Below are 24,709 nucleotides of genomic sequence, written 5' to 3' on the forward strand. Positions count from 1 at the left end.
GCCTTCGGAGGAAGGGATGGCATCGCTCCATCAACGTTCAGCCACCTGCATAGCGCTTCTCACTGTGTGCAGCCTTAGCGCAGTGCCCGTTAGCGCACAGCGCTACCCCCTTGAAATCGAACACGCTCTGGGCACCACGGTACTTTCCGAAAAGCCCGAACGGGTAGCCACCGTGGCATGGGCCAATCATGAAGTGCCGCTGGCGCTTGGCGTGGTGCCGGTCGGCTTTGCCGCTGCCAACTTTGGCGACGACAACGGCAACGGGCTATTGCCCTGGGTAGAAACCCGGTTTGAAGACCTGAATGCCACGCCCCCTGCCCTGTTCGATGAAGGCGACGGAATCGATTTTGAAGCCGTGGCCGCTAGCCAGCCGGATGTGATTTTGGCCGCCTACTCGGGGCTGAGTCAGGCGGATTACACCACCCTGAGCCAGATTGCCCCAGTGGTGGCCTACCCCGAAGGCCCGTGGGCGACCGAATGGCGCGATATGATCCAACTGAACAGCCAAGGCATGGGCATGGCCGAGGAAGGCCAAGCACTCATCGAGCAGCTTGAGGCACACATTACCGACACCGCCGCCAACCACCCGGACCTTGCGGGCAAAACCGCCATGTTCGTGACTCACCTTGACCCCACCAACCTGGGGCGCATTTCGTTCTACACCGACAACGACGCACGGGTACGGTTTTTCCACGATCTAGGGCTGGCCTCGCCTGAGGTCGTCAAACAGAACTCCACTCCCGGCAAATTCGCTGGAGAGATCAGTTCTGAGTTGATCGACGAACTCAATGATGTGGACATTCTCGTCACTTACGGTGGCCAGCCGCTGATCGAGCAGCTCAACGCCCACCCGCTCACTTCCCGGCTGCCGGTGGTAGAAAATGGGGCCATTGTCACACTCGGTAATACCCCGCTGGGTACAGCCGCCAACCCTACCCCCATGTCGATTTCATGGTTGCTGGACGATTATGCAGACCTACTCTCAGAAGCCGCACGCAAGTCACACGAGTAGCGGCGTCGCGCTGGGCTCAGATGTTAATCGCTCAGCGGCTGTTCGCCTCAAACATCACGCCACCCGCCGGTTAGCGGGCGGCGTGGTGCTGCTTGTGCTGCTCGGCCTTGCGGCCATGCTCTCTGTGGCGTTTGGCGCCCGTGTAGTAGGCTGGCCGGAAATCGTCGCCGCGCTAAGTGGCCAGGTAGAAAACATTGGCGATGCCGCCGTGGCCAGCCGCCTGCCGCGTACGTTGCTCGCCATTCTCGCGGGGGCGGCACTGGGCGTTTCCGGTGGGGTAATGCAGGGCCTGACCCGCAACCCGCTGGCAGACCCCGGCCTGCTGGGGGTTAACTCGGGGGCGGCGCTGGCGGTGGTGATTGGCATTGCCTGGTTCGGCATCGACGAGACGACCAGCTACATATGGACTGCCATTGCCGGCGCCAGTGTGGCGGCCTGTGCGGTTTACGCCATTGCCAGCCTCGGCCAGGGCGGCGCCACGCCGCTCAGGCTGGCCCTGGCAGGGGCGGCCATTACCGCCGCGCTTAGCTCGCTGACGACCGCCGTGGTGTTACCGCGTGGCGATATCGGAGGGCTGGCGCAATCCTGGTTAGTCGGCGGCGTGGGCGGCGCGACCTACGATCAACTTCTGCCCATGCTGCCCTTTCTGATCACAGGGTTTGTGATCACCCTGCTCGCCGCGCGCAAGCTCAATATGCTAGCACTGGGTGATGACACCGCTGCCGGGCTGGGTGAAAAGGTAGCGGTAGCTCGAGCCATGTCAGCCATCGGTGCGGTGCTGCTGTGTGGGTCGATCACCGCCGTTTGTGGCCCGATCGGTTTTGTAGGGCTGGTAGTGCCCCACGCCTGCCGCCTGCTAGCAGGCGGCGACTACCGCTGGCTGCTACCCTTCTCTGCCCTCGGGGGCGCCGTGCTGCTAACCTTTTCAGACGTGGCTGGGCGACTGATCGCCCACCCTTCAGAGCTGGACGTGGGCATTGTGACTGCCTTTATTGGCGCGCCGGTGTTTATCTGGATAGTGCGCAACCGCAAGGTAGGCGCGCTATGAGCCAGACGCCACTCAACGCAATCAGCCACTTCCGGCACATCCGCCGAGCAAACGCGAGGCATCGCTTACGCATCATGGCGGTGCTTTTTGCCTGCCTTTTAGCGGGCGTGTTGTTAACCCTGATGCTGGGGCAGTCCTTCACCCCGCTAACCACGGTGCTGCGCATACTGGGCGGTGCGGAGGTGCCGGGGGCGGGTTTCACCGTGCGCGAACTACGCCTGCCCAGGGCCGTCGTTTCAGTGCTGGTGGGCGCCTGCTTTGGCCTGGGCGGCATCGCCTTTCAAACCATGCTGCGCAACCCGCTGGCAAGCCCGGATATCATTGGCATCAGCACCGGCGCCAGCACCGGTGCCGTGTTTGCCATCGTGGTGCTTTCGCTAAGCGGCCCGGCGGTTTCAATGGTAGCGATTGCTGCCGGGCTGGGCGTGGCACTGTTGATCTACACGCTCTCCTGGCGTCAGGGCGTGACCGGCGGACGGTTGATTCTGATCGGCATTGGTCTGGCCGCGATGCTGCAAAGCGTGACCGCCTACCTGCTGATGCGAGCACCCAGTTGGACGCTACAAGAAGCCCTGCGCTGGCTCACCGGGAGCGTGAACGGCGCGCAATTGGATCAAGCACTGCCGCTACTGGTCGCCCTACTGCTGTTCGGCGGGCTATTGTTAAGCCGCCAACGCGATCTAGAAACGCTGCGCATGGGTGACGACCTTGCCGCCGGGCTGGGGGTTCGCTTAGCAGTGACGCGAGTGATCGTGGTCATCACCGCGGTGGCGCTGGTGGCGTTTGCCACCGCTGTTTCCGGCCCGGTGGCCTTTGTGGCGTTTCTTTCCGGCCCCATTGCAGCGCGCCTGATGGGCCGCAACGGCTCGCTGCTGGTGCCCGCCGCGCTGGTGGGGGCTCTGCTGGTGCTATTAGGCGATTATGCGGGCCAGTTTCTACTGCCCGCCCGCTACCCGGTCGGCATCGTGACGGGCGTGCTGGGCGCCCCCTATCTCCTTTATTTAATACTTCGCGACAATAAAACCCGAGGCACCCTATGAGCGCTTGTTCGCTACTCGCCCAAGGCCTGGTGGCAGGCTACGGGGAACGCACCATTCTCAATGAGGTGAATCTCAACGTACTGGCTGGCCACACAACCGCTATCGTAGGCGCCAACGCCTGCGGGAAATCGACGCTTTTGCGCGTGCTTTCGCGGTTGCTGACGCCCACGCAAGGCAGCGTACTGCTGCAGGGTAAAGCCATACACCAGCTACCCACCCGCCGCCTGGCGCAGCAGCTTGGGTTTCTGCCGCAATCACCTATCGCCCCGGAAGGCATTAGCGTACTCGAACTGGTCAGCCGCGGCCGCCACCCGCACCAGGGGCTATTCAAACGCTGGAGCGCAGCCGATGAGACCGCCGTTGCCGACGCCCTGGCCGCCACCCATATGAGTGAGCTGGCCGAGCGCCACGTGGATGAGCTTTCCGGCGGGCAGCGCCAGCGGGTGTGGATCGCTATGGCGCTGGCCCAACAAACCAAAGTGCTGCTGCTGGATGAGCCCACCACCTTTCTGGATATCAACCACCAGGTCGACGTGCTCGACCTTCTCACCGACCTCAACCAGCAGCGCGGCACCACCATTGTGATGGTGCTACACGAACTCAATCTGGCCGCCCGCTACGCCGACCAACTGGTCGCCATGGCCAACGGCGAGGTTTACGCGGTAGGCCCGCCGGAGAAAATCCTGACCGAGCAGATGGTGCGCGACGTGTTTGGCCTGGAGAGCCGGGTCATCGAAGACCCCGTTACCGGCAAACCGATGATGATACCGCTCGGGCGGCATGGAGTGAGTAAGCGGCATCACGTTTCGGATGCAGAGATAGCGGTACAGATGTGAAGTCACCTGAAGCAAATTTGCAATAGGTAGCCTGTCAGTGGGTGATTTTAAGCAATAGCGTGCATAGAAACAGCATGAGTGAAAAAGCGCTGCTAGGCTAAACCATGTGTCTCTTCACTTAGCCGCTAACATCAGCACAAGGAGGTCATAGTGCAAATACCACAACCAGAAACGCTCCATTTGGACAGCGATGACACGACCGGCTACCCCAATTCACCACTGCCGGTGCTGATATACCGTCAGGTGCTCGACACCGGCAGTGCAGAAGAACGAGCCGAGTCGTTTGAAGCCATGTTCAAACGCCACGGCTGGCCACCGGCATGGCGCTACCACCTGTATGACTTCGATCACTTCCACTCCACCGCTCACGAGGCATTAGGGATCTTCCGTGGGCAGGCCCGGGCGCGGCTGGGCGGCCCTAACGGCCAAGAGACGGTGCTTAAAGCGGGCGATGTGCTAGTGCTGCCAGCGGGGGTTGGGCATGCCAGCATCGAAGCAGACGAAGATTTCTGCATGGTCGGCGCCTACCCACCCGGCCAAGAGCCAGAGATAGAGCGCGGTGACCCCGCACAGCTTAAAGCGGCTCAAGAACGGGTGGCTGACGTTGCCTTACCTGAAGATTCCCCGGTAGACGGGTCACTAGCAACGCTATGGGGGGAAAGCGCGTAACAGGCGAAAAGCGCTGCTCTTAGGTGCAAAGAGTTAGATAACGCTGGGCGTAGCTCAACAACCCCTTGCCCCAGCGTTATCTATAAGCGCTAGCACACCCCATTAATTAGCTCACTTTATGAGCCGAATACGGTTTGTATTCGGCTCATAAGCCAAGTGGCCTTCGCGCTTATCTTTCGTGCAGTTTACGCGTGATCCCAAGAACGAGTGTAATCGCTAATCACATGAGCAACCGCTTCGCCTTCTGTTGAAACCAAGCCTTGATTGGTCAGGGTTCGGCTGAGCAAACTCACCGCCTGTTCAAACGCTATACCGCGCTCGGTTAAGCGGCGCTGGTTTATAATATAGCCTTGAATTAAATGGTTTTTAAGAACCTGAGTGGCCCATCTACAAAACTGGGTGGCACGCTTAGAGCTGAGCCGATAGCCAGCGGAGATAATGACATCAAGGTTGTAGTGTTTGGTGCGGTATCGCTGCCCATGCTCAGCCATATGTTCCTAAATGGCATATGTGCTGTCTTCATTCAGTTCTCCACTCTTATAAATGCTCGGCAGTTGTATTGCAGTCAGCGCACCTTCAATCGCGTATGGCGCCAGCAGGCCTACCTAATGGCGGCGATCCCTAGGCTGCTTTCCGGCAGCTCCGTGACCTGAACCGCGCTGGAACTCGGTGACGACACCCCTGCTGCTTTCTCCAGCATGTTTCGCAAGGTGCTCGGCCAGTCTCCCAGCGCTTTTGTTTGGGCGGCTAATCGTCAACAGAAAGCGTAAAAGCAGTTGGTTCAGGCGTTAGCACAACACTTTCCAGACATTCCGTAGTCATCGGTATTAGGTTCTTTCATGGCGTGGAGAATGTCTGCCATCCTCAGCAGCCAAAACCAGAAAGGGCGATCACTTTGTCTGCCCACTTGTCTTTCTTGTCAGCCATACCTATATTCATATTTGTTACTTTTGAATACAGGAAGAAAATCATGGCTACGACCAGCCTTAGCTTAGGGGAGCACTGGGAAGTCTTTATCAGAAACGAAGTCTCTAGCGGCCGCTACGGCTCTGCCAGTGAGGTTGTCCGTGATGCTTTACGTGCCATGGAGGAACGCAAAAGCAAACTTGAGGCGCTACGTACGCATCTAGCCCAAGGTGCCAAGCAAGCTAGCGCCGGTGAATTCGTGGACGATTTCCCAATGGATGCACTAATCAACGAATTGGATAGAGAAACGTAATGCCCACGTTCCATATTACACCGAGAGCGAGGGACGATTTAAAAGATATCGGCCGCTAAACGGAATGGCAGTGGGGCAAGAACCAACGGAATACCTATCTAAGGGATTTTGAAAAACGGTTTCACTGGCTCGCAGAAAATCCTCTGCTAGGAAAACATCGCTCGGATATCAACGAGGGTTATTTCAGCCACCCTCAGGGCCAGCACGTTATCTTTTACCTGATTGGCCATGAATACATTGAGATAATCGGCATTCCACACAAAGAAATGGATATCATCTCCTATTTTCTGACTGATTAACGACCTTCAAGTATTAGGCGCGCCTGCCCAGCGGGTAAACATCTTGTCGATACGCTCTTTGTTAGTCCGTACAAACCTCGTCACCCAACACCTCACGCAGCCAACCCAGTAACGCTTCGCTGCCTGCGCGTTGAGGCGCGCCCTGGCGTGTGTATAGGGCGATGGCATTGTGCTGGGGCAAGCTCTCTGCCACCGGGCGGATCAGTTCACCATTTTCGATTAAGCGTTGCGTCGTGCGCCGCCATCCCAAGGCGATACCGTGCCCCGCGACAGCCGCTTGCAGTAGCAGTGGGTAACTATCGAACACAGCACTCTCCGCTGATGAGAGTTCAAAGTGCCCCATGGCACGCAACCAGCCATCCCACTCCAGCCAATCTGCCGGGTCAGCGTGATGGTGCAGTAGTCGCTGGTTTCGTAACGCATTGAGACTCAGCGGCATGGAGACACCGTTCAGGTAGGCAGGGCTGCAGACCGGAAATATCTCGTCCTCGGCGGTAAACACCAATCGATGGCTCCCGCTGGGTCGTCCGTTGGTTTGCAGCGCAATGTCGAAGCTTCCGCTAAATTCGGTAATCGGCCGTGTCGACGTCGCCAGCTGTATCTCGATTTCAGGATAGCGACGATTGAAGTGAGCCAGCTGTGGCATCAGCCAATAGAACGCTTCGCATAACTGGCAGAACAACACGACGCGTTTATCATCCGGATCGCCGCGCAGCGCCTGAGCCCCAGTGGCAATACTTTCCAGCGCCTGGGAGACCGTGCGGCCAAACTCACGCCCTTCACGGGTAAGAAACACACGGCGATGACGGCGCTCGAAAAGCATCACGCCAAGGTCTTCCTCCAGCGCACGGATCTGTCGGCTGATCGCCGCCTGGGTCAGGTGGAGCTCATCCGCCGCGCGCGAAAAGCTTTCCAGCCTGGCGGCTGCCTCAAAGGGGCGCAGCGTTGCCAGCGGTGGAAGAGACTTAATGAAGTTATCCATAATCTGAGCTCATGCATGGTGACGCAGAAGTCGTTTGAAGCACTGCTAAAGGCAGCGGCATTCTAGAGCGGAATTCATACTTGGAATGCTGCAATGAAGGCCACCGCTGAACCACAAGATAATATCCTACAGGGCATAAGCCTTATAGTGGGGGCTGTCTTTCTCCTGGCGTTGACCGACGCTCTGGTTAAGTATCTGAGTGCCAGTATGTCGCTATGGCAACTCTATGTCATCGCCTCAACACTATCGCTGCCGATACTCTTTGGGTTGATCATTGGCCATTCAGGCCCCCGCCCCAAGGTAAAATCACACCGCTGGGTGGCGATAAGAAGCCTGCTTCTGTTGCTGATGTGGATCGCCTACTACGCAGCACTGCCGCTGATTCCACTCTCGGTGGCGGCGGTCGCCATTTACACCACGCCGCTGTTTATTGCCGTGCTGGCTGCTTTTGGGGCGGGCGAGCATCTTTCACGCCAGGCGTGGCTGGGCATACTCTGCGGATTCCTGGGCGTGGTGGTGGTGTTGCGCCCTGGCGGCGATACCTTCACACCTGCCACACTGCTACCCGTACTTGCCGCCCTCTTTTATGCGCTAGCCATGCTGGTCACTCGCCACCACTGCCAAAGAGAGCACCCCTTACTTCTCACCCTGGGATTAAATCTAGCCTTCCTGGCAGCAGGCAGCCTCTTCAGCGTGCTGGTGGCAATCAACAGCACAGTATCAATCGCTGAATGCGCGCCTTTCCTGTTCGCCGGTTGGCAACCGCTAGGCGCCGAAGCGTTATTGATCGTGGGCGCCTACGCCCTACTGCTGATCATTGTGAATACCGGGGTGGCAAGGGCCTATCAAGTAGCCCCTTCGGCGTTAATCGGCACCTTTGACTACGCCTACCTCATCTTTGCCAGCCTTTGGGGCTACCTGCTATTCAGCGAAGTGCCCGATGCCATGACCTGGCTGGGTATGGGCATGATCTTAATCGCGGGGGTGATGGTGTTACGGCAGCGGCGGGGCTGACGCCTATATTTCGCAGTACAAAGAAAAGGAAACGCGAGCATCCCTTTTGGCTCGCCGTCCCCCTTCCATCATGCTATCGAGCAGGCTATCTAATCTGGCGATGGGCCTCTTTCCAGGAAGGTGGAAAGTGCAATATAGCTGCGGACAGACCTGACCCCTTCAAGGCTCTGAATCTCCATCAGGAAGTCCTCGAGAGATTCAGTATTCGCCGCACGCACTTTAATGAGCACGCAGCCATCCCCTGCCACGGTGTGCAGCTCTTCTACTTCGGGTCTGTCGGCAAAGGTCAGCAGTTTGCGTGTGGCGCTGTAGCTACTGGTATCGACCAGCAGAAAGGTCAGTAAGGTTCGGCCAAGCTTGCAGCCGTCGAGAATGGCGACGGTGCCCTTGATGACGCCATCACGCTTAAGCCTTTTTACACGGTCATGCACAGCCGGGGCGGAGAGGTGCACGATTTTGCTGAGTTCTGCGTAGCTACGCGACGCATCTTCGGCGAGCGCGCCTAATATTTTTCGGTCAATTGAATCAAGTTCAGCAGGATGATGCTTTATCTGCCGAATAGCATCTGTTTCTTTATCTGACGGCACCATTATCGTTTTACCTCCGAATATTATTTTCAATAAAATAAATATAACCGAACCACATTCGATTGAAAATATCATATACGGAGACACTATTATGCCATTAGCACTTTTCGCGTTGGCGATTGGCGCATTCGGTATCGGACTGACTGAATTCGTCGTCGCTGGCATCCTTCCCCAGATCGCCAGGGACTTCGGCGTCGATATACCCACGTCAGGTTTAATGGCCACCACCTACGCATTAGGCGTGTTCGTAGGTGCGCCCATCCTGACGATTCTAGGCGCCAAGGTGCCACGTAAAACGATGCTAATTAGCCTCGCTCTCATCTTCACGCTAGGTAACGTGATTACGGCAGTGGCGCCGACGCTTCCCATCGCGCTGGCGGGCCGTATTTTAACGGCGTTCAACCACGGCACTTTCTTCGGTATGGGCTCCATCATCGCCGCCTCGCTGGTCGCGAAAGACCGTCAAGCAAGTGCCATCGCCTTCATGTTCTCCGGGCTAACGATGGCCAACCTATTCGGCGTTCCTGCTGGCACCTGGCTCGCGCAAGCCTACAGCTGGCGGCTAGTGTTCTGGTTGATAGCCGGGATCGGCCTTATCACCGTCATCAGCATCGCGCTGCTAGTGCCCCCCATCAAAGCGGGCAAGGCCATCGCCTTGAAGAGTGAGCTACGTGCTTTCGCAGACCCCCAGGTTCTGCTCGCCATGGGCATTACCGTCTTCGGCCCTGCCGCTTTCTTTACCTCTATTACCTACATCGCCCCGATGATGGTCGAAGAGGCAGGGTTTTCCGACACCGGTGTGGCAAAACTGATGGTTCTGTTCGGGCTGGGTCTGGCGGTTGGTAACTGGATAGGCGGTCGCTTTGCTGACCGTTCACTTTTCGGAACGCTGTTTGTAACCCTTGCAGCGCAGGCGGCGGTACTTTTCGTCTTCTGGCTCGGCGTTGGGAACAGCGTTGTGGCCTCGGCCTCTGTCTTCCTCATGGCCGCCTTTGGCTTCGCCACAGTCTCGCCGATCCAGAAACTGGTAATGGACCGTGCCAGCCAAGCAGGCGCGCCCACCATGGCAGCGTCGGTGAACATCGGTATGTTCAACCTGGGTAATGCTATCGGCGCATGGGTGGGTGGCGCAACGATTGCCGCCGGGTTCGGTTTGGCCTCTCCAAACTGGGCGGGCGCCATCCTTTCGTTGATCGCTTTAGGCTTGGCCGTTATTGCCTGGGCGAGCGCCGGTCAGCAATATTCAGCGGCGCTGGCAGAGTAAGGTCACGGGAAATACCTGCACCCTATCTCACAAAAATGCCCGCCTTGATGGCGGGCATTTAGATGCCTGATACTTACTTAGCGACGCGCACCTACTCGGCATGCGCCTTCTTGATAGGAAGTAGGTGCAGCGCCCCCACCACCACCGAGCCCACCAAAAAGCCAATCACCGCAGAGCACAGTGTATTGAAGCTCCAACCCAGCGCGCCGCCCAAGGCACCTGTTGCCTCGCTAATGCCTTGCTCAATATGGTGTACCCACGCATAGGGCGCGTTGAACCAACCCGTGCCATCGGCCCCCAGATTGACCATCAGAATATGCCCACCCACCCAGAGCATGGCAACGGTGCCCACGACTGAGATGGTCTTTAGCACCTTGGGCATGGCCGTCACCAGTCCACGGCCAAGGGCTTGCACTCCCGAACTATCCCGCTGGGCGAGCTTCAGGCCGATATCATCCATCCTGATCAACAGTGCCACCACGCCATACACCAGAATGGTGATGACAAACGCGACCACCACCAGGCTCATCATCTGCGACCAGAACCCTTGATGGGAAACGGTTGAAAGCGCGATCACCATGATTTCAGCAGACAGAATCAGGTCGGTACGAACGGCCCCACTCACGATCTTTTTCTCGGCTTCCGGCCCCTTCTCTACCGCGGGCTTGTCGTCCCCATGCTGGCCGGAGAGCTTGTGCCACACCTTCTCCGCGCCCTCAAAAGCCAGGTAGGTGCCGCCCACCATCAGGATGATCGGCAATAGTGCGGGCAAAAAGTGATTCAGCAGCAGCGCCACCGGCAGGATAAAAATCAGCTTGTTGCGGATCGAGCCCAGCGCGATCTGCTTCACAAGCGACAGTTCACGTTCTGCTGCCACCCCCTGCAAATATTGCGGCGTCACCGCCGTATCATCCACCACCACCCCGGCCGCCTTCGCCGTCGCACGCCCAGCGGCGGCACTCACATCGTCCAGTGAGGCTGCGGACAACTTAGCCAATGCGGCAATGTCATCCAGTAATCCTATCAAGCCGCCTATGGCCATGGATGTTTCCTCCGTGAATAACAGTTGCAGATAGTAAAGCACATAGCGGCTGGAACGGAGCGTCTCTTTTATCCCAACTGCTCATCAAGATCTCCCGGCAGGACAATTTGATACTTGGGATGCAAACGGCCACCAGGAACCAGCGATCGCTTACCACGCCCGAGATTTAAACCATTAACCGTTAGGTGCGAAAACCAAGCGTGCCCATGACGTTCGGCCAGCGCGAGAAAAAGACGCTTAGCCTTGATGCTGTGGCAATGGCGCAACAGCGTTTCAAGCCGCTTTGGACGCAGTGTGGCCATACCCTGCATCAATGCATCCACCTCATAGACTCCACCAGCATCAGACGCCTCATTACATAACTCCAGCATGGCCCGCTCCGGTGTAGAGCATACAAGCCCCACGCTCGGCACCGCTTCACGCCGTTCCAGCCCTTGGTCCAGCAACGCGTGATCCGTTGTCTCATCAGTAAGCGGAATAACTGGCAGGTCAAAAGGCCCCTTGCCGCAGTAGTCGACCCGCTCCACTAACGGCAAATTGCACACCCACCCCGGCAAGCGATCCGATCCATAGAGTGTGATTACTGCGGCTTCGCCAAGCCGTAGGTAGTGCTCATGCCCCAGCCAAGCCAACGCAAAGCGCCCACCTACACGCAGCGACAAACCCTCCGTCTGTTGAAGCGTGCGCACCACCCCTTCCCACTGCAGCGAGCCTCCTTTGCGCATGTACACGCCACGCGCCGGTGAGACCAGCCAACCGCTGGCGACATAACGGGCCAACAAGCTGCTGTAATAGCCGTGCGCTCTTAACCACCGGCTGGAAACCACGCCGGTATCGCTCAGCCCTGCCAACAGGCGGTTTAATTTTCCATCATTTTGATCACTCATAGTGACTAAAATACACTGTCTATAAACCAGCACAATGACCTGGGTTTAATAAAGAGTAAAAAAAGTCACTCAGAGTGACTTTATAAGAAATTTTATAAACCTTACCAGCAGGTGTCTTGTTCCCATGCCATGGCATAGCGGCTTGCGTATTCTCCACTACAAGGTGCCATCCACTGTTCACCCAAGTAAAACCGTATAGCGCGTACTGCGCCCACCGCCGGGTAGCTTGGAAAGGCAGTCTTTTTCCAGCAGCTCTGCCAAATCCCGCGTTGCGGTAGCTTTACTCACTTTGGTCAACGATTGGTACTTACGCGCATTGATGCCCTGCGCAAACTCCTCCCCTGCGGTATCCAATAAACGGTTCAGCACCTTGATTTGCCGTTCGTTCAGCACGGTGGTGGCATGACGCTGCCAGAAGGTGGCTTTCATTAACACACGGTCGATTCTTAACAGCGCCTGTTCAAGCGCCTCTTTCAGCGTGTCCAGAAACCACAACAACCACGGCGTAATATTGAGGCTGCCTTTCTGGGCGTTTTCAAGTTGATCGTAGTAGGCATGGCGGCGCGCCATAATGGCCGCGCTCAAGGAATAGAAGCGAACGGATTGCCGCTCTACTTGAGCCAGCGCGCGATCTGTCACCGCGCGGGTAACGCGCCCATTACCGTCATCAAAGGGATGCAAGGTAATTAACCATAGATGGGTGATGCCAGCGCGAACCAGCCCATCAAGCCCCAGTGGTGGATGGTTGAACCACGTAATAAATGCATCCAGCTCAGCCTCAAGCTGCCCACGGGGCGGTGGCTCAAAATGCACAACAGGTTGATCAAGCCGCTCCGACACCACTTGCATGGGGTGATCGCCACGCAGCTCGCCTACACGTACATTGCCAAGCACGCCGGGGCCTTGCACAAAAAGCATGGATTGCCAGAGGCACAACTGTTCGCGGGAAAGCGGCTCATCCAATTGATGCGTGGATTGCAGCAATAGCTCGACCAGCGCTTCAGATTCTGGTGTTGTTCTGGCGGAGACACCGGCTTGCTCTAAACCCAACTGGCGAGCAACGGAAGACCTCACAGAGCCAACGTCCAGGTGCTCACCTTCGATTTCGCTGGTACGAATAGCGTTCTGGATCAGTGTGTCCATCTCCACGTCCAGATCGGCCTGACCGTGGATAGCCTCAGTTTTACCCAACACCCTGCCCTGCAGTAACCGCACGGCATCCAGCGTAGGCCGCAGAACGAACTCATTCCACTCAAAATGCGGCCAATGTCGCTGTTCCCAGATATACATGAGCCGTTTGCCTCACCTATTCAGATCATATTATGAGCCGATTATGGTTTATATTCGGCTCACGGGCTAGGCCGAGGACTTGATAGGGGAAAAGATTAGTTTCAGCAGCGTCGAACATTCAACTTGGACAAGTTGAAAAGCGCATTGGCTAAATAACAGATAACCGCACGTCTTGAATGGCTTTCAGAGTTTTGCCATTAGCATCCTTCCAGACGAGCCGACCGTTGGCGCTGCCGTCCACCAACATCCCTGCTACTGTTGAAAGAGATGAAAAGCGAAAATCTTGGGTAAACACCAGCTTTCCATCTAGCAGCGAGCGCACCGCGCTCTTTCGAAAGCTGGCGCTGCTCGCGCATGTGGTCGTGGATAGACACCGCTTCTTAAGCACGAGCCAAAAAGCCTTTAAGTACCACAAAGCCATCGGCGATTTCTCTGCCGATACCGATTCCACAACGTTCATGACTTCTCGAATAGCCTTTCTGTTCCTGAATTCAGGGTTTAAATCCAGCGGCTAAAAATCAATAGTATTACTCTAGCACTTGGTTTATTTATGATTATTTTTACCACCTTCTAATACAAAACACGGCTTGCGACAACCCTAATTATCCATGCCCTGCAATAAATAGCTTTTAGCAAACACAGAAACTAAAATCAACACTTAAAAAATAACACTTCAGCTATTAAAAAACATAGAGAAACAATAAAATACAAACACCTACTTACAGCTATCTCTAAAACTATTATAAACATCTTTCAAGGGTGGCGAGGGGCGAGTGTCAAGATTGCTTGAAAATATATTATAGTACTTTGAGAAACGATTCCTGTCTCTTCTAAAATCCCAAGTCCAACTATTTTGGTAAGGTATCACACCATCATCTACACGATTCTTAAAAGTCCTTAACAAAATACTCTCAAACATATAATTATTAATTATTTTAACGGAATTCCTAATCACCTCTGAAACATCTTGCAGACCATCCATAGTCAAAGAAAGTGGTTTTTCCAATATATCCTTATGAGAATCCAATCCAAGCTTAATAGCATTTTTAGCTCCGAGCTTTCCAAATCTGTGCACACAACAATGCCTCATCTCACATATTTTCTGGTAATCTAAAAAAGCTTTTTCAACTTCAGCAGGACGATTCCCTTTAATACCTGCAAAATCCTTTAATGCTTGCTTAACATTATAAGAACCGGAAAAAGAATATTCTTCAAGCAGGGCTTCAGCTAATATTTCAGGCTTATGGTTAAGCGCAGCTCCATAAGTAACATTTAAAGGCTCAACTAGTTTCCTAGAGTATTCGTCCACGTTTACCAAGTGCCTAAAAATAGCTCTAAAGTAGCTTTCAACTGCCGACATATAACCAAGCAGAACCAACGTACCCATTTCTCGACTTAAAGAATTCAAAGGCAAATAAATAGTATTTATTTTATTAGTATTATCTATAAATTGATCGACTGGGCTCATATCTTGGTCAACATGAGTTGCATCAAACATAGCAGTAGTTTCAACTGTCTGCAGAGATGTCTGAACTACTGTAATAGAGCGAAATAGATTTTGTGCTGTAGCCATAAAAAGACAACCCTGTAATCAAGATAAAAAATCATCAACAAAACTTGTAACAAGCTCTATCATTTTACTTGCACGCACAGTTCCAACCCTGTGAATTTTGCGCAATTCAGTTCCAGGATCGCGTATAGCTAATAAATCTCCAATGGTTTGGACTCTTTCAAGCTTTGACACTTTTTCTTTTTGCCAAGTAGTTAAGCCAGGTACACTATTAAGGGGCAAAGACATGCACTTAGTAAATGTTGAGTCATCTAGCAATTGACTACCACAGTTATGACAAAACTTCTGTTGGTCTGTTAACCTTGGGGTATCGCACACTCTACATGGAGGAAGGTCTATGCGTAAGCCCTCCAAAATTTCATGGTCAGCAAGCTTAGAAACACTTCGTCTAAGCGGATGCTTTGCAGATTTTAAGCCTATTGTTTTTAAAGTTAGGCTTGCTGAAGAGCTCCGGCTTCCTCCACTGAGAGCACGTAAAGATATTAGTGCCGCCAAGTGAGGAGTATAGCGTCGGTAAATTCTATCTTCTCCATGCGATACACTTGGATTTTCGTACAACATTCCCGCTTCGATAAGAAGATTAAACATCCTATCTACTAATGGTTGCGCTGATATCTCTGCACCTGGAACACCTAGCATTAACTGCTTTTCATCTTTCTCGATAGATTTAGCATTAAAGTCTTTTAGATCGTGAATCATTGAGTCAAAAACCTGCATACCAGCCTTTATTAAAGTTTCGAACCTAGGCACCTTAATTGACATGGACTCATATTCGTATTTTCTAGAATTGTAATGCGATTCAATGACACTATTTGCTAACTGATGAGGTCTGCCTTTACCATGCTCATACTCTCTAAGCATAGTAAGGTAAGCTCGCGGAACTCCAAAAGCAGCATATCTTAACAAAACGTCAACATCTTGATTTATATTTAAAACTGGAAATCTTTGCTTTGCTATCGCGCCCATTACATCAATATAATTAGGATCATTGACAGAAAGCCATACGTTAACTTTCTCTGCTTCATGATCAGCGTGAAACTTGGCACCATAATCTGTAGCGGGATATACTGAGGCTTTAGGAGAAATTTTTTGTGTTCTCAACACTCTTACTACATCAAAAAATTCTGTCAAATACTCAGGGGTAAGCGTTAAAGCCGCATCATCCATTAATATAACAGCTCGTTTTCTTTCCAAAAGATCAACAGCTAACTCGACCGACAATATTAATTCATTTATATTAATATTTTTTACAACATAATCATCATCTTCAGTTAAAGACACTCCTCTCTCGAGCCGACCTATCAAGCCATCAAGAAGATCATCATCAAAATTTAAATATCTAGACTTTTCATCACTAATATTCTTCAAAAAATAACTAGGCACAACTTCTTTAAGTGACTTTATTATTCGAGCAAGAACCCAAACATGAAAAAGATCTGTGGCATTAGCACGCCCCCTTAACAAAGGCTCAAGTCTATAGTAGCGATTAAATGTAACATAGATTGCTAACGGAAGAGAATCATCTTCTTTACACAACAGCCATGTATAGCGCATAAGATGTGTTTTACCACACCCTCTAGGACCCACAATTAGCTTTGTTCCTCTAGCTACCAGTGACTTATGTATTGAATTAAAAAACTCTCCCTGAGCAGTACCTTCTTTCAACTGCTCAGCAGGTATATGGTCCGCCCTTTCATCTAAAGCTTGTTGAAGCTCGGCCTCTTCTCGACGTGTCAATTCTTCTTTCATATTAGCCTCTAAAGCTTAATATTCATATTTAGAAGATCAGAGCGAGTAATATATCTAGCACCAACTCCTCGTGAGCAAGCCCCTAACCATCGCTTTCCTTCGTTAGAAACAAGGTATTCAAAGACCACCTTTCTCAACTCCATATCAATAATTCTTAATATAAAAATGCAGTCTGACACAGGAACCATTCCTTCTCGCACATAACAAACTTTCTCTTCAAGATTTCTGCCAACTCGTGCGATTAGGATATCCCCTTGAATCGCATGCGCAAACCGATCAACTAACCCTCCATTAACTATTGGCAGGTCAACGATAGACGTTCCTGAGTTTATAGGGAAATCAGTTGTGTGAAACACTGGAATCACTGCTTCCCTTACTTCTCTAGATGAAAGAGAACCACGAATAATACTCACATCGAAAAAACTTAATGGTTTACAGTGGTCACTAACTTTCGTAATTTTTTGGCTATGAAAACCATAATCGAGACGGTCTATACCTGCTTCTCTTGGTATGAAGATTGGTCTAGAAACTCCACCCTTTTTCTTCACTTCATAAAGTTTAATATTTTTTTTATAAGGAGACGATTTTTTTAAAAATAAAATATGTGCTTTTGCTTCTGTATTTGAAAAAACACCTCTTGGCAAGTCAACAACACTTTCTACGCAATAGTTATCTAACAGCTTCTTTCGGATATCTAACGATCGCTCGCCAGTTATAATTCCACTTGGCACTATAACGCCTAACTCTCCACCACTTTTTGTTAGTCTTAAGTTTTGAGCTAAAAACAGTAGTTCAGCACGACCATCTTTAGGGACGCCCCTTGTTTCGCTAAGCCCTGCCTCTTCAAGGATTTTCTCATACTCTGGTTTCCATAACGGCCTCGTATATGGAGGGTTACATAATGCTACATCAAATTCACCATATTCATTTTTAATCTTATTTGGCAAATCATAGTCAAGCGCATCAGCATATATGTGAAAATGATTGCCTTTCAAAGATGAAAAATAAGACAGGCTATCTAACTCAACACTTACAATAGATGCACTTTTCCATTTCTTACTTGCCGCCATCGAAAGACTTCCGAGCCCAGCCCCTAGATCAATCACAGAATTTGGAGCGGCAGTTTCTATACGACTGACAAGCAAACGCCCTACGTTTGGATCAGTATAGAACTGCCCATATTTAGCTCTGCTATTTAGAACAACATTTTCATACTTTTCCATTTACCAGCATCGCCTATTAAAAACAGCAGCATCTATTAAGAATGAATTATTTATAAAAAGCCAACATTCGCTAACTAAACATAACATAAAAAAAGAAAGGGCTCATCTTTCGATGAACCCTTCAATGCTGTCATACAACGTTGATCACTCCCACTCAATAGTAGCAGGCGGCTTGCTGCTCACATCATAAGTCACTCGCGAAACCCCTTCCAACTCATTGATAATCCGGTTGGAAACCTTCTCCAGCAGTTCATAGGGCAGGTGCGCCCAGCGGGCGGTCATGAAGTCGATGGTTTCTACCGCGCGGAGTGCGATGACCCACTCGTAGCGGCGGCCGTCGCCGACAACGCCTACGGATTTCACCGGCAGGAACACGGCGAAGGCTTGGCTGGTTTTTTCGTACCAGCCGGAGGCGCGAAGCTCTTCGATGAAGATGGCGTCGGCATCGCGGAGGATGTCGGCGTACTCTTTCTTCACTTCGCCTAGGATACGCACGCCCAGGCCGGGGCCAGGGAACGGGTGGCGGTAGACCATATCGTAGGGCAAGCCGAGTTCCAGGCCGAGTTTGCGCACTTCGTCTTTAAACAGTTCGCGCAGCGGCTCGACCAACTTGAGCTTCATGGTTTCCGGCAGGCCACCCACGTTGTGATGAGATTTGATCACGTGCGCTTTGCCGGTTTTAGAGGCGGCGGATTCGATCACGTCCGGGTAGATGGTGCCTTGGGCCAAGAACTCGACGCCGTCGATCTTGCTGGCCTCTTCATCGAATACGTCGATGAAGGTGTTACCGATGATCTTGCGCTTGGCTTCCGGGTCTTTCTCGCCTTTCAACTTGCCGAGGAACAGGTCTTCGGCGTCTACACGGATCACCTTAACGCCCATGTGTTTGGCGAAGGTTTCCATGACCTGGTCGCCTTCCGCTTTACGCAGCAGGCCGTTGTCGACGAACACGCAGGTCAGCTGAGTGCCAATCGCTTTGTGCAGCAGCGCGGCAACCACAGAGGAATCCACACCGCCGGAGAGGCCGAGCAGTACATGGCGGTCGCCCACTTGCTCGCGCACGCGCTGTACCTGGTCTTCGATGATTTGCGCGGGCGTCCAGAGTTTTTCGGCTTTACAGATATCCAGCACGAAGTGCTCGAGAATGCGCTGGCCTTGCAGGGTGTGGGTCACTTCCGGGTGGAACTGTACGCCGTAAAACTGCTTCTCTTCCCAGGCCATGGCGGCAATGGGGCAGCTCGGCGTGGAGGCGGTCACGGTGAACGCGTCGGGCGCTTGGGCCACCTTGTCGCCATGGCTCATCCATACGTCCAGCAGGGCTTTGCCGCTTTTAGCGTCTACGTGGTCTTTGATGTCTTTGAACAGCGCGTTGTCTTCGTCGATCTGAATCTGCGCGTAGCCAAATTCGCGCTGGTTAGAGCCTTCTACCTTACCGCCCAGCTGCTCGGCCATGGTCTGCATACCGTAGCAGATACCAAACACCGGCAGGCCCATTTCAAACACGCACTGCGGCGCACGCGGGGAGTCCAGTTCCGTCACGGATTCCGGTCCACCGGCCATGATAATGCCGTTGGGGTTGTACTCGCGGATCTCTTCTTCGGTGATATCAAACGCGCGGACTTCGGAATAAACGCCGATCTCGCGAACGCGGCGGGCGATCAGTTGGGTGTACTGCGAGCCGAAGTCGAGAATCAAAATCTTGTGGGCGTGAATGTCACTCATGGCGGGGTCTCGGTTAAGCGGTGTGGGTGCCGCTGGTAAGGCCAAAAAGCAAGCGGCGAGCTTTGCCCGCCGCCGTTTTAACTAAAAACGCTGTATTAGCTCACCCGATAGTTGGGAGCTTCTTTGGTGATCTGCACGTTGTGGACGTGGGATTCGTTAAAGCCAGCGCCGGTAATCTGTACGAACTCCGGCTTGGTGCGCATTTCCTGAATGTCGCGGCAGCCGGTGTAGCCCATGGAAGCGCGCAGGCCGCCCATCAACTGGTGAACGATGGCGCTCATCATGCCTTTATAGGGAACGCGACCTTCAATGCCTTCCGGCACCAGCTTCTCGGCACCTTCGCTCTTATCCTGGAAGTAGCGGTCGGCGCTGCCTTGGTTCTGGGACATGGCACCCATGGAGCCCATGCCACGGTAGGCTTTATAGGTACGGCCCTGGTAAAGCTCGACTTCACCCGGCGCTTCTTCGGTACCGGCCAGCAGGCCACCGACCATCACGGCACTGGCGCCAGCGGCAATCGCTTTGGCCAAATCACCGGAGTAGCGCACGCCGCCATCGGCAATCAGCGGAATATCGAACGCTTTGAGCGCTTCGGCCACGTTGGAAACCGCGGTGATTTGCGGTACGCCCACACCGGCAACGATGCGCGTGGTGCAGATCGAGCCGGGGCCAATACCCACTTTCACAGCATCCGCACCCGCTTCGGCCAGCGCTTTGGCAGCGGCGGCGGTGGCGATATTGCCGCCAATCACCTGAATCTGTGGGAAGTGTTCTTTAATCCAGCGAACGCGGTCAATCACGCCTTTGGAGTGGCCGTGGGCGGTATCGACAATGATCACATCCACGCCTGCCTCAGCCAGGGCCGCAACACGATCCGGGGTTTCCGGGCCGGTGCCGACCGCAGCGCCGACTAACAAACGACCGTCGCTGTCTTTGGCGGCCATCGGGTAGGTACGGGCTTTTTCGATATCCTGGAAGGTGACCAGGCCGCGCAGGTGGAACTCGTCATCGACGATCAACATTTTCTCGATGCGGTGTTCGCGCATTTTGGCTTTGCTGGTTTCGAGATCGGTGCCTTCTTTGACGGTAATCAGCCGGTCGCGCGGCGTCATGATCGCTTCTACACTGTCGCCGTGGTTAGGCTGGAAGCGCATGTCGCGCTCGGTCACGATGCCTACCAGGGTTTCGCCTTCTACCACGGGGAAGCCGGAGAAGCCGTACTCCCGCGCCATGGCAAGCAGGTCTTCGAGTTTAGCCTTCGGGCTCACGGTGACCGGATCTTTCACAATCACGCTTTCGTGCTTTTTGACCTTGCGCACTTCAGCCGCTTGCTGGGTCATGGTCATGCTTTTATGGATGATGCCAATGCCGCCTTCCTGAGCCATCGCAATCGCTAGGCGCGCTTCGGTAACGGTGTCCATCGCGGCAGAAAGCAGGGGAATATTGAGCGAGAGATTGCGGGTCAGGCGAGTTTTGAGGCTGACATCCTTGGGGAGGACATCGGAGAAGCCGGGAACGAGAAGAACGTCATCGAACGTAAGTGCTTCTTGGGCCATACGTAGCATAGCGGCAACACCCTGATTGAGAGGAAGTGGGGCGTGAAAGGTTAATCGTCTATTATAGCGTTTTGAGGGGTGCTCCAGCAATGCAGTCAGGCTGTTGTGCTTATACCAATTGCTAATGACGTTTAATGTTAGGCTGCTGACTGGAAATTTTACGACGCGGAGGGCGTTCTGTTGCCTCAGGAAATCATTGTATATACCGATTATGTTTGCCCCTTCTGCCTGCTGGCCGAAGAGGCGATTGTTCAAGCGACCAACGGCCTGGATGTGGAAATCCGCTGGCGGCCTTTTGAGTTGCGCCCTGCCCCGGTGCCCACGTTGAAGGTGGAAGACCCTTACTTGCCTAAGATATGGCAGGATTCGGTTTACCCCATGGCTAAAAAGCTCGGCGTGCCCATTACGCTGCCCAACATCTCCCCGCAGCCGCGTACGGATAAGGCCTTTGAAGTGTTTGCCATGGCCGAAGAACAGGGAGTGGGCCACGCCTACTCCATGGCGGCCTTGAAAGCATTCTTTCAACAGGAACGCGATATCGGCGACCCCGAGGTACTGGCCGATATTGGCGAGTCGGTAGGTTTGGAGCGCCAAGCAGTACTCGATGCCCTGGCCGAAGGCCGTTACCGCGAGCAACACCAAGCGGCGCAGCGCCACGCGGTGGATGAAGCGCGTATTCAGTCGGTACCAACGCTGGTGATCGATGGCGAAGTGATTCAGGGCGTGCCTGATCCTGCGGCGTTAAAACGTTATTTATTAGAGCGGGCATAACCCTATGGCCTCCCCTACTCCCCAGGCGCTCTCCGTCAGCCAACTCAACCAACGCGCCAAGCAAACCCTTGAGCGCGATGTGGGCGAAGTGTGGGTGGAGGGCGAGCTTTCTAACGTCTCCCGCCCGGCGTCGGGGCATGTCTATTTCACCTTGAAGGATGACCGGGCGCAGATCCGCTGCGCGCTGTTCCGCCAGCGGGCGCGGTTTGTCTCGGCGCCGATGCGCGATGGCGATCAGGTGAAGCTGCGCGGGCGGGTGTCACTGTTTGAGCCGCGAGGCGACTACCAGCTCATTGCCGATGCCGTGCAGGCGGCTGGCCTGGGGGAACTGCTGGCGGCGTTCGAGCGCTTGAAGGCGCAGTTGGAAGGCGAAGGCGTGTTTGCTAACGACCGACCGCTGCCCTTCCCGCCCCGCAAGCTGCTGATTTTAAGCTCCGGTACCGGGGCGGCCATCCGCGATGTGCTCGCGGTGCTGGAAGCGCGCTGGCCGCTGGCGGACGTGACGCTGATACCGGTGCCGGTACAGGGGGCCGAAGCGGCGCCTGCGATGATCTCGGCGCTGGCGTTGCTTAACCGCCAGGCGCGATTAGACCCTGAGCGGGACGTGATTCTAATCACCCGCGGTGGCGGCAGCCTGGAAGATTTATGGGCCTTCAACAACGAGCATTTGGCGCGGGCAATTTTTCACTCCCGGCTGCCGGTGATGTCGGCGGTGGGCCACGAAGTGGATATCACCTTGGCGGATTTTTCGGCGGATATGCGCGCGCCTACGCCCTCCGCTGCCGCAGAACGCTTGGTGCCGGATCAGACCACCCTCAAGCGCCAGCTGGAGCATCAGCACAGCCGCCTGCAACGGGCGATGCAAGCGCGCCTGGAGCGCGATAGCCAGCGGCTGGATACCCTGCGCGCCAAGCTGCGCCACCCCGGCGAGCAGCTCAATCGCCAGCGACAACATTTAACTGCCCTTGATCAGCGCTTGAATCGCGCCATACAGCAAGCGCTCAGCCAGCAAAAAGCCCAGCTCACACAGCTGAGCAGGCGCTTGGCCAGCCAGGATATGACGCGACTGCATCGGGCAGAAAGCGAGCGGGTAAACCAACTGCAGCGGCGTTTGGGTGTGGCCATGCAGCGCCAGCTCGAAAACCGTCAGGCACGCTTAACCAGTGCTGCGCGGGAGCTCAATGCGGTCAGCCCGCTGGCGGTGCTGGGGCGGGGCTATGCCATTGCCCAAGATGAGCAGGGCCAGGTCATTCGGCGCGCGGAAGATACAAAGCCCGGCCAGAAGCTGAAACTGAAGCTAGGTGAAGGTAGGCTAAGTGTAGAAGTGAAGCGGCGTCTAAAGACCTAAGTTAAATGGCCGATACCTTATAACAATGAGGAGAGGCCACCGCCATGAAGATAGGATTTTCGTTATTTACACTGATTAACCAGCGCCAGGATAAGCCACAGTTTTTAGCCTCTACCCGCGTTGAACCGCAGAAGAGAGAGCCTGCCGCCGCGCGTGCGGAAGACGACCCGTTCACAAAGCGTCTTAAAAAGCAGCAAGAAGCATTGGAGAGCTTGGCGTCTTTACCTACTCCCAAAGAAGCCTCCCAGCAGCAGGCCACCGATAAAGTAGGCTTTTTGCGCCAGCGGATTGAAATGCTGAAAGCCATGATGGCCTTCGCCTCTCCTGAACAACTTAAAAATATGGCCAAGGAGCTCAAGAGCATCGCCCGTGAACTTGCCGGGGCGGCTAAGCTGTTGAACAGCCAAGGGGGCGGTAGTGCCGGCATGACTGCTATCCCCTCAGTGGTTTCGACGCCAGCAGTTGGATCGGCAGCCGCTTCACAAGCGGTAGCTCAACCCAGCGGAGCAGAATCAGCTGAGGCGCCAGCGGGTGGCGATGAGAGCGCCCAGGCAACCGTATCAAGCGACGCGCAGCAAGCCGAAGCCAGTGCACAAACAGCTGAAGAAAACGCTGAGCAAGAGGCCGAGAAAGCCGCGGGCGAGCCTGAAGGTGATGAAGCCACCGAGCTCGGCGTATTACCTAGCCTACCCAGCCTCATTCAAAATGAAGATAATCGCTCGAAATCCAACGGCGCCAGCGCTAGTGAACACGCACTCCGCGGCGTATTGACTGACGCCCAGAAAGCGCTGCGCGAAGCGGTTAATGAACTTAAGGTTCGGCTGAGAGAGGAAGACAAGGAAGCCCGTAGGGAGCTAAAGAAAGCGGAAGAGGTCATGGATAAGACGAACCAAACAGTTGCCGCATCAGCTTCTGACGCTCTTTACTCCTCATTGGGGCAGTTGCTACCTACTTCGCTCGGTGACGTTTCCGTATCAACGTCGTCTATCAACATTGAGATTTAGCGTTATATGAAAAAGGCGCTACTTATCAGTAGCGCCTTAGCCGTATCAGCGCTGTTATCAGCAGCGCTTAAAGCGTATTCAGTGCCCCTTTTTCTGGCCATCCTTCGATTTCTGGCTGTCGGAATCGGGGTTGACGTGATGGGTATCCGGCATTGGATTGGCATCATCGTGGTGATCATCGCGCTCTTTAGGCGCTTTTTTGTCGTGCTCGGAGGCTTGAGTCATCGTTTTTTCCTTTCGCTGACGTACTAATGTTCAAGTACTGAGGTTCATTATTGCCCTAGCCTTTGTGGCGAACCGGGCTCCTTGAGTAGCGTGATGAACGCAAGAATGGAGGCAGCTAATTCTCCAAGAACGCTACCTCCCATCCAAGCTGCTTTTACTGTAGCGCTTAATGGTTAACTTGCAATGCAGCCGCACAGCGCCCACCAAGTCACCATCTTCAAAATAATACTTTAAAAACAGTTACTTGATCAGAAAACACATACTAAAAAGACACTATTGGGAATACCAATGATGCTTATGGTCAGGCGCTATCGGCGGGCGTAGCTTCCGGCGCTTTGCGCTTAATCTGGGT

General features: G+C 53.9%; 25 protein-coding genes and 1 pseudogene. 13 read left to right on the top strand and 13 right to left on the bottom strand.

The window, feature by feature from the left end:
- The first annotated feature begins 16 nt into the window (after window positions 1-16).
- From ACUN8H_RS03380 to ACUN8H_RS03400, 5 genes are all read left to right on the top strand, one after another.
- Complete coding sequence (locus ACUN8H_RS03380) at window positions 17-1,012, top strand: iron-siderophore ABC transporter substrate-binding protein (RefSeq protein ID WP_445530755.1); 996 nt, start codon at window positions 17-19, stop codon at window positions 1,010-1,012.
- A complete protein-coding gene (locus ACUN8H_RS03385) occupies window positions 969-2,060 on the top strand; it encodes a FecCD family ABC transporter permease (protein ID WP_445530756.1) in 1,092 nt (363 codons plus the stop codon). The genes ACUN8H_RS03380 and ACUN8H_RS03385 overlap by 44 nt, the downstream gene beginning before the upstream one ends.
- Window positions 2,057-3,100, top strand: coding sequence for a FecCD family ABC transporter permease (locus tag ACUN8H_RS03390; protein WP_445530757.1), 1,044 nt, complete (start codon window positions 2,057-2,059; stop codon window positions 3,098-3,100). The genes ACUN8H_RS03385 and ACUN8H_RS03390 overlap by 4 nt, the downstream gene beginning before the upstream one ends.
- Entirely contained in the window at window positions 3,097-3,936 is an 840-nt protein-coding gene (locus ACUN8H_RS03395) for an ABC transporter ATP-binding protein (protein WP_445530758.1), read from the top strand. The genes ACUN8H_RS03390 and ACUN8H_RS03395 overlap by 4 nt, the downstream gene beginning before the upstream one ends.
- Window positions 3,937-4,086: 150 nt before the next feature.
- The gene (locus ACUN8H_RS03400; RefSeq protein WP_445530759.1) at window positions 4,087-4,605 is read left to right on the top strand and encodes a cupin domain-containing protein; all 519 of its coding nucleotides are present in this window, start codon (window positions 4,087-4,089) and stop codon (window positions 4,603-4,605) included.
- Window positions 4,606-4,790: 185 nt separating this feature from the next.
- On the opposite strand, the gene rhuM is transcribed toward ACUN8H_RS03400, so the two are convergent.
- The gene (gene rhuM, locus ACUN8H_RS03405) at window positions 4,791-5,096 is read right to left on the bottom strand and encodes a RhuM family protein (protein WP_445530760.1); all 306 of its coding nucleotides are present in this window, start codon (window positions 5,094-5,096) and stop codon (window positions 4,791-4,793) included.
- A gap of 479 nt (window positions 5,097-5,575) precedes the next feature.
- On the opposite strand from rhuM, the gene ACUN8H_RS03410 reads away from it, so the two are divergent.
- Window positions 5,576-5,824, top strand: a complete 249-nt coding sequence (locus tag ACUN8H_RS03410) for a type II toxin-antitoxin system ParD family antitoxin (protein WP_445530761.1) — start codon at window positions 5,576-5,578, stop codon at window positions 5,822-5,824.
- Between the two features lie 74 nt (window positions 5,825-5,898).
- Window positions 5,899-6,123, top strand: a pseudogene (locus ACUN8H_RS03415) (type II toxin-antitoxin system RelE/ParE family toxin); the annotation flags it as partial.
- Between the two features lie 61 nt (window positions 6,124-6,184).
- Here the strand turns inward: ACUN8H_RS03415 and ACUN8H_RS03420 are convergent.
- A complete protein-coding gene (locus ACUN8H_RS03420) occupies window positions 6,185-7,105 on the bottom strand; it encodes a LysR substrate-binding domain-containing protein (RefSeq protein ID WP_445530762.1) in 921 nt (306 codons plus the stop codon).
- Window positions 7,106-7,198: 93 nt separating this feature from the next.
- On the opposite strand from ACUN8H_RS03420, the gene ACUN8H_RS03425 reads away from it, so the two are divergent.
- Window positions 7,199-8,119: a DMT family transporter gene (locus ACUN8H_RS03425; protein ID WP_445530763.1), complete on the top strand. Its 921-nt coding sequence runs from the start codon at window positions 7,199-7,201 to the stop codon at window positions 8,117-8,119.
- Window positions 8,120-8,208: 89 nt separating this feature from the next.
- Here ACUN8H_RS03425 and ACUN8H_RS03430 read toward each other — a convergent pair whose 3' ends face one another.
- Window positions 8,209-8,709 carry an Lrp/AsnC family transcriptional regulator gene (locus tag ACUN8H_RS03430; protein WP_035563724.1) on the bottom strand — a complete coding sequence of 167 codons (501 nt, stop codon included), beginning with the start codon at window positions 8,707-8,709 and terminating at the stop codon, window positions 8,209-8,211.
- Window positions 8,710-8,797: 88 nt separating this feature from the next.
- On the opposite strand from ACUN8H_RS03430, the gene ACUN8H_RS03435 reads away from it, so the two are divergent.
- Window positions 8,798-9,970, top strand: a complete 1,173-nt coding sequence (locus ACUN8H_RS03435) for an MFS transporter (RefSeq protein ID WP_445530764.1) — start codon at window positions 8,798-8,800, stop codon at window positions 9,968-9,970.
- Between the two features lie 91 nt (window positions 9,971-10,061).
- Here the strand turns inward: ACUN8H_RS03435 and ACUN8H_RS03440 are convergent, their stop codons facing one another.
- From ACUN8H_RS03440 to ACUN8H_RS03455, 4 genes are all read right to left on the bottom strand, one after another.
- Window positions 10,062-11,012, bottom strand: a complete 951-nt coding sequence (locus ACUN8H_RS03440) for a DUF808 domain-containing protein (RefSeq protein WP_445530765.1) — start codon at window positions 11,010-11,012, stop codon at window positions 10,062-10,064.
- 68 nt (window positions 11,013-11,080) lie between these two features.
- Window positions 11,081-11,899 carry a type IV toxin-antitoxin system AbiEi family antitoxin domain-containing protein gene (locus ACUN8H_RS03445; protein WP_445530766.1) on the bottom strand — a complete coding sequence of 273 codons (819 nt, stop codon included), beginning with the start codon at window positions 11,897-11,899 and terminating at the stop codon, window positions 11,081-11,083.
- 177 nt (window positions 11,900-12,076) lie between these two features.
- Complete coding sequence (locus ACUN8H_RS03450) at window positions 12,077-13,189, bottom strand: Fic family protein (RefSeq protein ID WP_445530767.1); 1,113 nt, start codon at window positions 13,187-13,189, stop codon at window positions 12,077-12,079.
- Between the two features lie 148 nt (window positions 13,190-13,337).
- Window positions 13,338-13,484, bottom strand: coding sequence for a DUF4357 domain-containing protein (locus tag ACUN8H_RS03455; RefSeq protein WP_445531074.1), 147 nt, complete (start codon window positions 13,482-13,484; stop codon window positions 13,338-13,340).
- Here ACUN8H_RS03455 and ACUN8H_RS03460 point away from each other — a divergent pair.
- Complete coding sequence (locus ACUN8H_RS03460; protein WP_445531085.1) at window positions 13,414-13,704, top strand: hypothetical protein; 291 nt, start codon at window positions 13,414-13,416, stop codon at window positions 13,702-13,704. The genes ACUN8H_RS03455 and ACUN8H_RS03460 overlap by 71 nt on opposite strands.
- Window positions 13,705-13,904: 200 nt before the next feature.
- On the opposite strand, the gene ACUN8H_RS03465 is transcribed toward ACUN8H_RS03460, so the two are convergent.
- From ACUN8H_RS03465 to guaB, 5 genes are all read right to left on the bottom strand, one after another.
- Window positions 13,905-14,762 carry a hypothetical protein gene (locus tag ACUN8H_RS03465; RefSeq protein WP_445530768.1) on the bottom strand — a complete coding sequence of 286 codons (858 nt, stop codon included), beginning with the start codon at window positions 14,760-14,762 and terminating at the stop codon, window positions 13,905-13,907.
- An 18-nt stretch (window positions 14,763-14,780) separates the two neighbouring features.
- Complete coding sequence (locus ACUN8H_RS03470; RefSeq protein ID WP_445530769.1) at window positions 14,781-16,508, bottom strand: hypothetical protein; 1,728 nt, start codon at window positions 16,506-16,508, stop codon at window positions 14,781-14,783.
- 8 nt (window positions 16,509-16,516) lie between these two features.
- Complete coding sequence (locus tag ACUN8H_RS03475) at window positions 16,517-17,731, bottom strand: N-6 DNA methylase (protein WP_445530770.1); 1,215 nt, start codon at window positions 17,729-17,731, stop codon at window positions 16,517-16,519.
- Between the two features lie 144 nt (window positions 17,732-17,875).
- A complete protein-coding gene (gene guaA, locus ACUN8H_RS03480) occupies window positions 17,876-19,453 on the bottom strand; it encodes a glutamine-hydrolyzing GMP synthase (protein WP_445530771.1) in 1,578 nt (525 codons plus the stop codon).
- Window positions 19,454-19,548: 95 nt separating this feature from the next.
- On the bottom strand, window positions 19,549-21,018 hold the full coding sequence (guaB, locus tag ACUN8H_RS03485; protein WP_445530772.1) for an IMP dehydrogenase: 1,470 nt from the start codon (window positions 21,016-21,018) through the stop codon (window positions 19,549-19,551).
- 171 nt (window positions 21,019-21,189) lie between these two features.
- Between guaB and ACUN8H_RS03490 the strand changes: the two genes are divergently transcribed.
- The 3 genes from ACUN8H_RS03490 to ACUN8H_RS03500 are packed head-to-tail and all read left to right on the top strand — an operon-like array spanning window position 21,190 to window position 24,132.
- Window positions 21,190-21,780: a DsbA family oxidoreductase gene (locus ACUN8H_RS03490; protein ID WP_445530773.1), complete on the top strand. Its 591-nt coding sequence runs from the start codon at window positions 21,190-21,192 to the stop codon at window positions 21,778-21,780.
- 4 nt (window positions 21,781-21,784) lie between these two features.
- A complete protein-coding gene (xseA, locus tag ACUN8H_RS03495) occupies window positions 21,785-23,128 on the top strand; it encodes an exodeoxyribonuclease VII large subunit (protein ID WP_445530774.1) in 1,344 nt (447 codons plus the stop codon).
- 44 nt (window positions 23,129-23,172) lie between these two features.
- Window positions 23,173-24,132 (top strand): hypothetical protein, encoded by a 960-nt coding sequence (locus tag ACUN8H_RS03500; protein WP_445530775.1) that lies wholly within the window; start codon window positions 23,173-23,175, stop codon window positions 24,130-24,132.
- A 78-nt stretch (window positions 24,133-24,210) separates the two neighbouring features.
- Here ACUN8H_RS03500 and ACUN8H_RS03505 read toward each other — a convergent pair whose 3' ends face one another.
- Window positions 24,211-24,357 carry a hypothetical protein gene (locus ACUN8H_RS03505; RefSeq protein ID WP_445530776.1) on the bottom strand — a complete coding sequence of 49 codons (147 nt, stop codon included), beginning with the start codon at window positions 24,355-24,357 and terminating at the stop codon, window positions 24,211-24,213.
- Window positions 24,358-24,709: the final 352 nt, after the last annotated feature.

The organism is Vreelandella sp. V005 (assembly GCF_052645115.1).

Excerpts from the sequence above, each read along its gene's own strand:
- ACUN8H_RS03380 (WP_445530755.1), top strand. The coding sequence starts at position 17 with ATGGCATCGCTCCATCAACGTTCAGCCACCTGCATAGCGCTTCTCACT.
- ACUN8H_RS03385 (WP_445530756.1), top strand. The coding sequence starts at position 969 with ATGCAGACCTACTCTCAGAAGCCGCACGCAAGTCACACGAGTAGCGGC.
- ACUN8H_RS03390 (WP_445530757.1), top strand. The coding sequence starts at position 2,057 with ATGAGCCAGACGCCACTCAACGCAATCAGCCACTTCCGGCACATCCGC.
- ACUN8H_RS03395 (WP_445530758.1), top strand. The coding sequence starts at position 3,097 with ATGAGCGCTTGTTCGCTACTCGCCCAAGGCCTGGTGGCAGGCTACGGG.
- rhuM (WP_445530760.1), bottom strand. The coding sequence starts at position 5,096 with ATGGCTGAGCATGGGCAGCGATACCGCACCAAACACTACAACCTTGAT.
- ACUN8H_RS03410 (WP_445530761.1), top strand. The coding sequence starts at position 5,576 with ATGGCTACGACCAGCCTTAGCTTAGGGGAGCACTGGGAAGTCTTTATC.
- ACUN8H_RS03420 (WP_445530762.1), bottom strand. The coding sequence starts at position 7,105 with ATGGATAACTTCATTAAGTCTCTTCCACCGCTGGCAACGCTGCGCCCC.
- ACUN8H_RS03425 (WP_445530763.1), top strand. The coding sequence starts at position 7,199 with ATGAAGGCCACCGCTGAACCACAAGATAATATCCTACAGGGCATAAGC.
- ACUN8H_RS03430 (WP_035563724.1), bottom strand. The coding sequence starts at position 8,709 with ATGGTGCCGTCAGATAAAGAAACAGATGCTATTCGGCAGATAAAGCAT.
- ACUN8H_RS03435 (WP_445530764.1), top strand. The coding sequence starts at position 8,798 with ATGCCATTAGCACTTTTCGCGTTGGCGATTGGCGCATTCGGTATCGGA.
- ACUN8H_RS03440 (WP_445530765.1), bottom strand. The coding sequence starts at position 11,012 with ATGGCCATAGGCGGCTTGATAGGATTACTGGATGACATTGCCGCATTG.
- ACUN8H_RS03445 (WP_445530766.1), bottom strand. The coding sequence starts at position 11,899 with ATGAGTGATCAAAATGATGGAAAATTAAACCGCCTGTTGGCAGGGCTG.
- ACUN8H_RS03450 (WP_445530767.1), bottom strand. The coding sequence starts at position 13,189 with ATGTATATCTGGGAACAGCGACATTGGCCGCATTTTGAGTGGAATGAG.
- ACUN8H_RS03465 (WP_445530768.1), bottom strand. The coding sequence starts at position 14,762 with ATGGCTACAGCACAAAATCTATTTCGCTCTATTACAGTAGTTCAGACA.
- ACUN8H_RS03470 (WP_445530769.1), bottom strand. The coding sequence starts at position 16,508 with ATGAAAGAAGAATTGACACGTCGAGAAGAGGCCGAGCTTCAACAAGCT.
- ACUN8H_RS03475 (WP_445530770.1), bottom strand. The coding sequence starts at position 17,731 with ATGGAAAAGTATGAAAATGTTGTTCTAAATAGCAGAGCTAAATATGGG.
- guaA (WP_445530771.1), bottom strand. The coding sequence starts at position 19,453 with ATGAGTGACATTCACGCCCACAAGATTTTGATTCTCGACTTCGGCTCG.
- guaB (WP_445530772.1), bottom strand. The coding sequence starts at position 21,018 with ATGCTACGTATGGCCCAAGAAGCACTTACGTTCGATGACGTTCTTCTC.
- xseA (WP_445530774.1), top strand. The coding sequence starts at position 21,785 with ATGGCCTCCCCTACTCCCCAGGCGCTCTCCGTCAGCCAACTCAACCAA.
- ACUN8H_RS03500 (WP_445530775.1), top strand. The coding sequence starts at position 23,173 with ATGAAGATAGGATTTTCGTTATTTACACTGATTAACCAGCGCCAGGAT.
- ACUN8H_RS03505 (WP_445530776.1), bottom strand. The coding sequence starts at position 24,357 with ATGACTCAAGCCTCCGAGCACGACAAAAAAGCGCCTAAAGAGCGCGAT.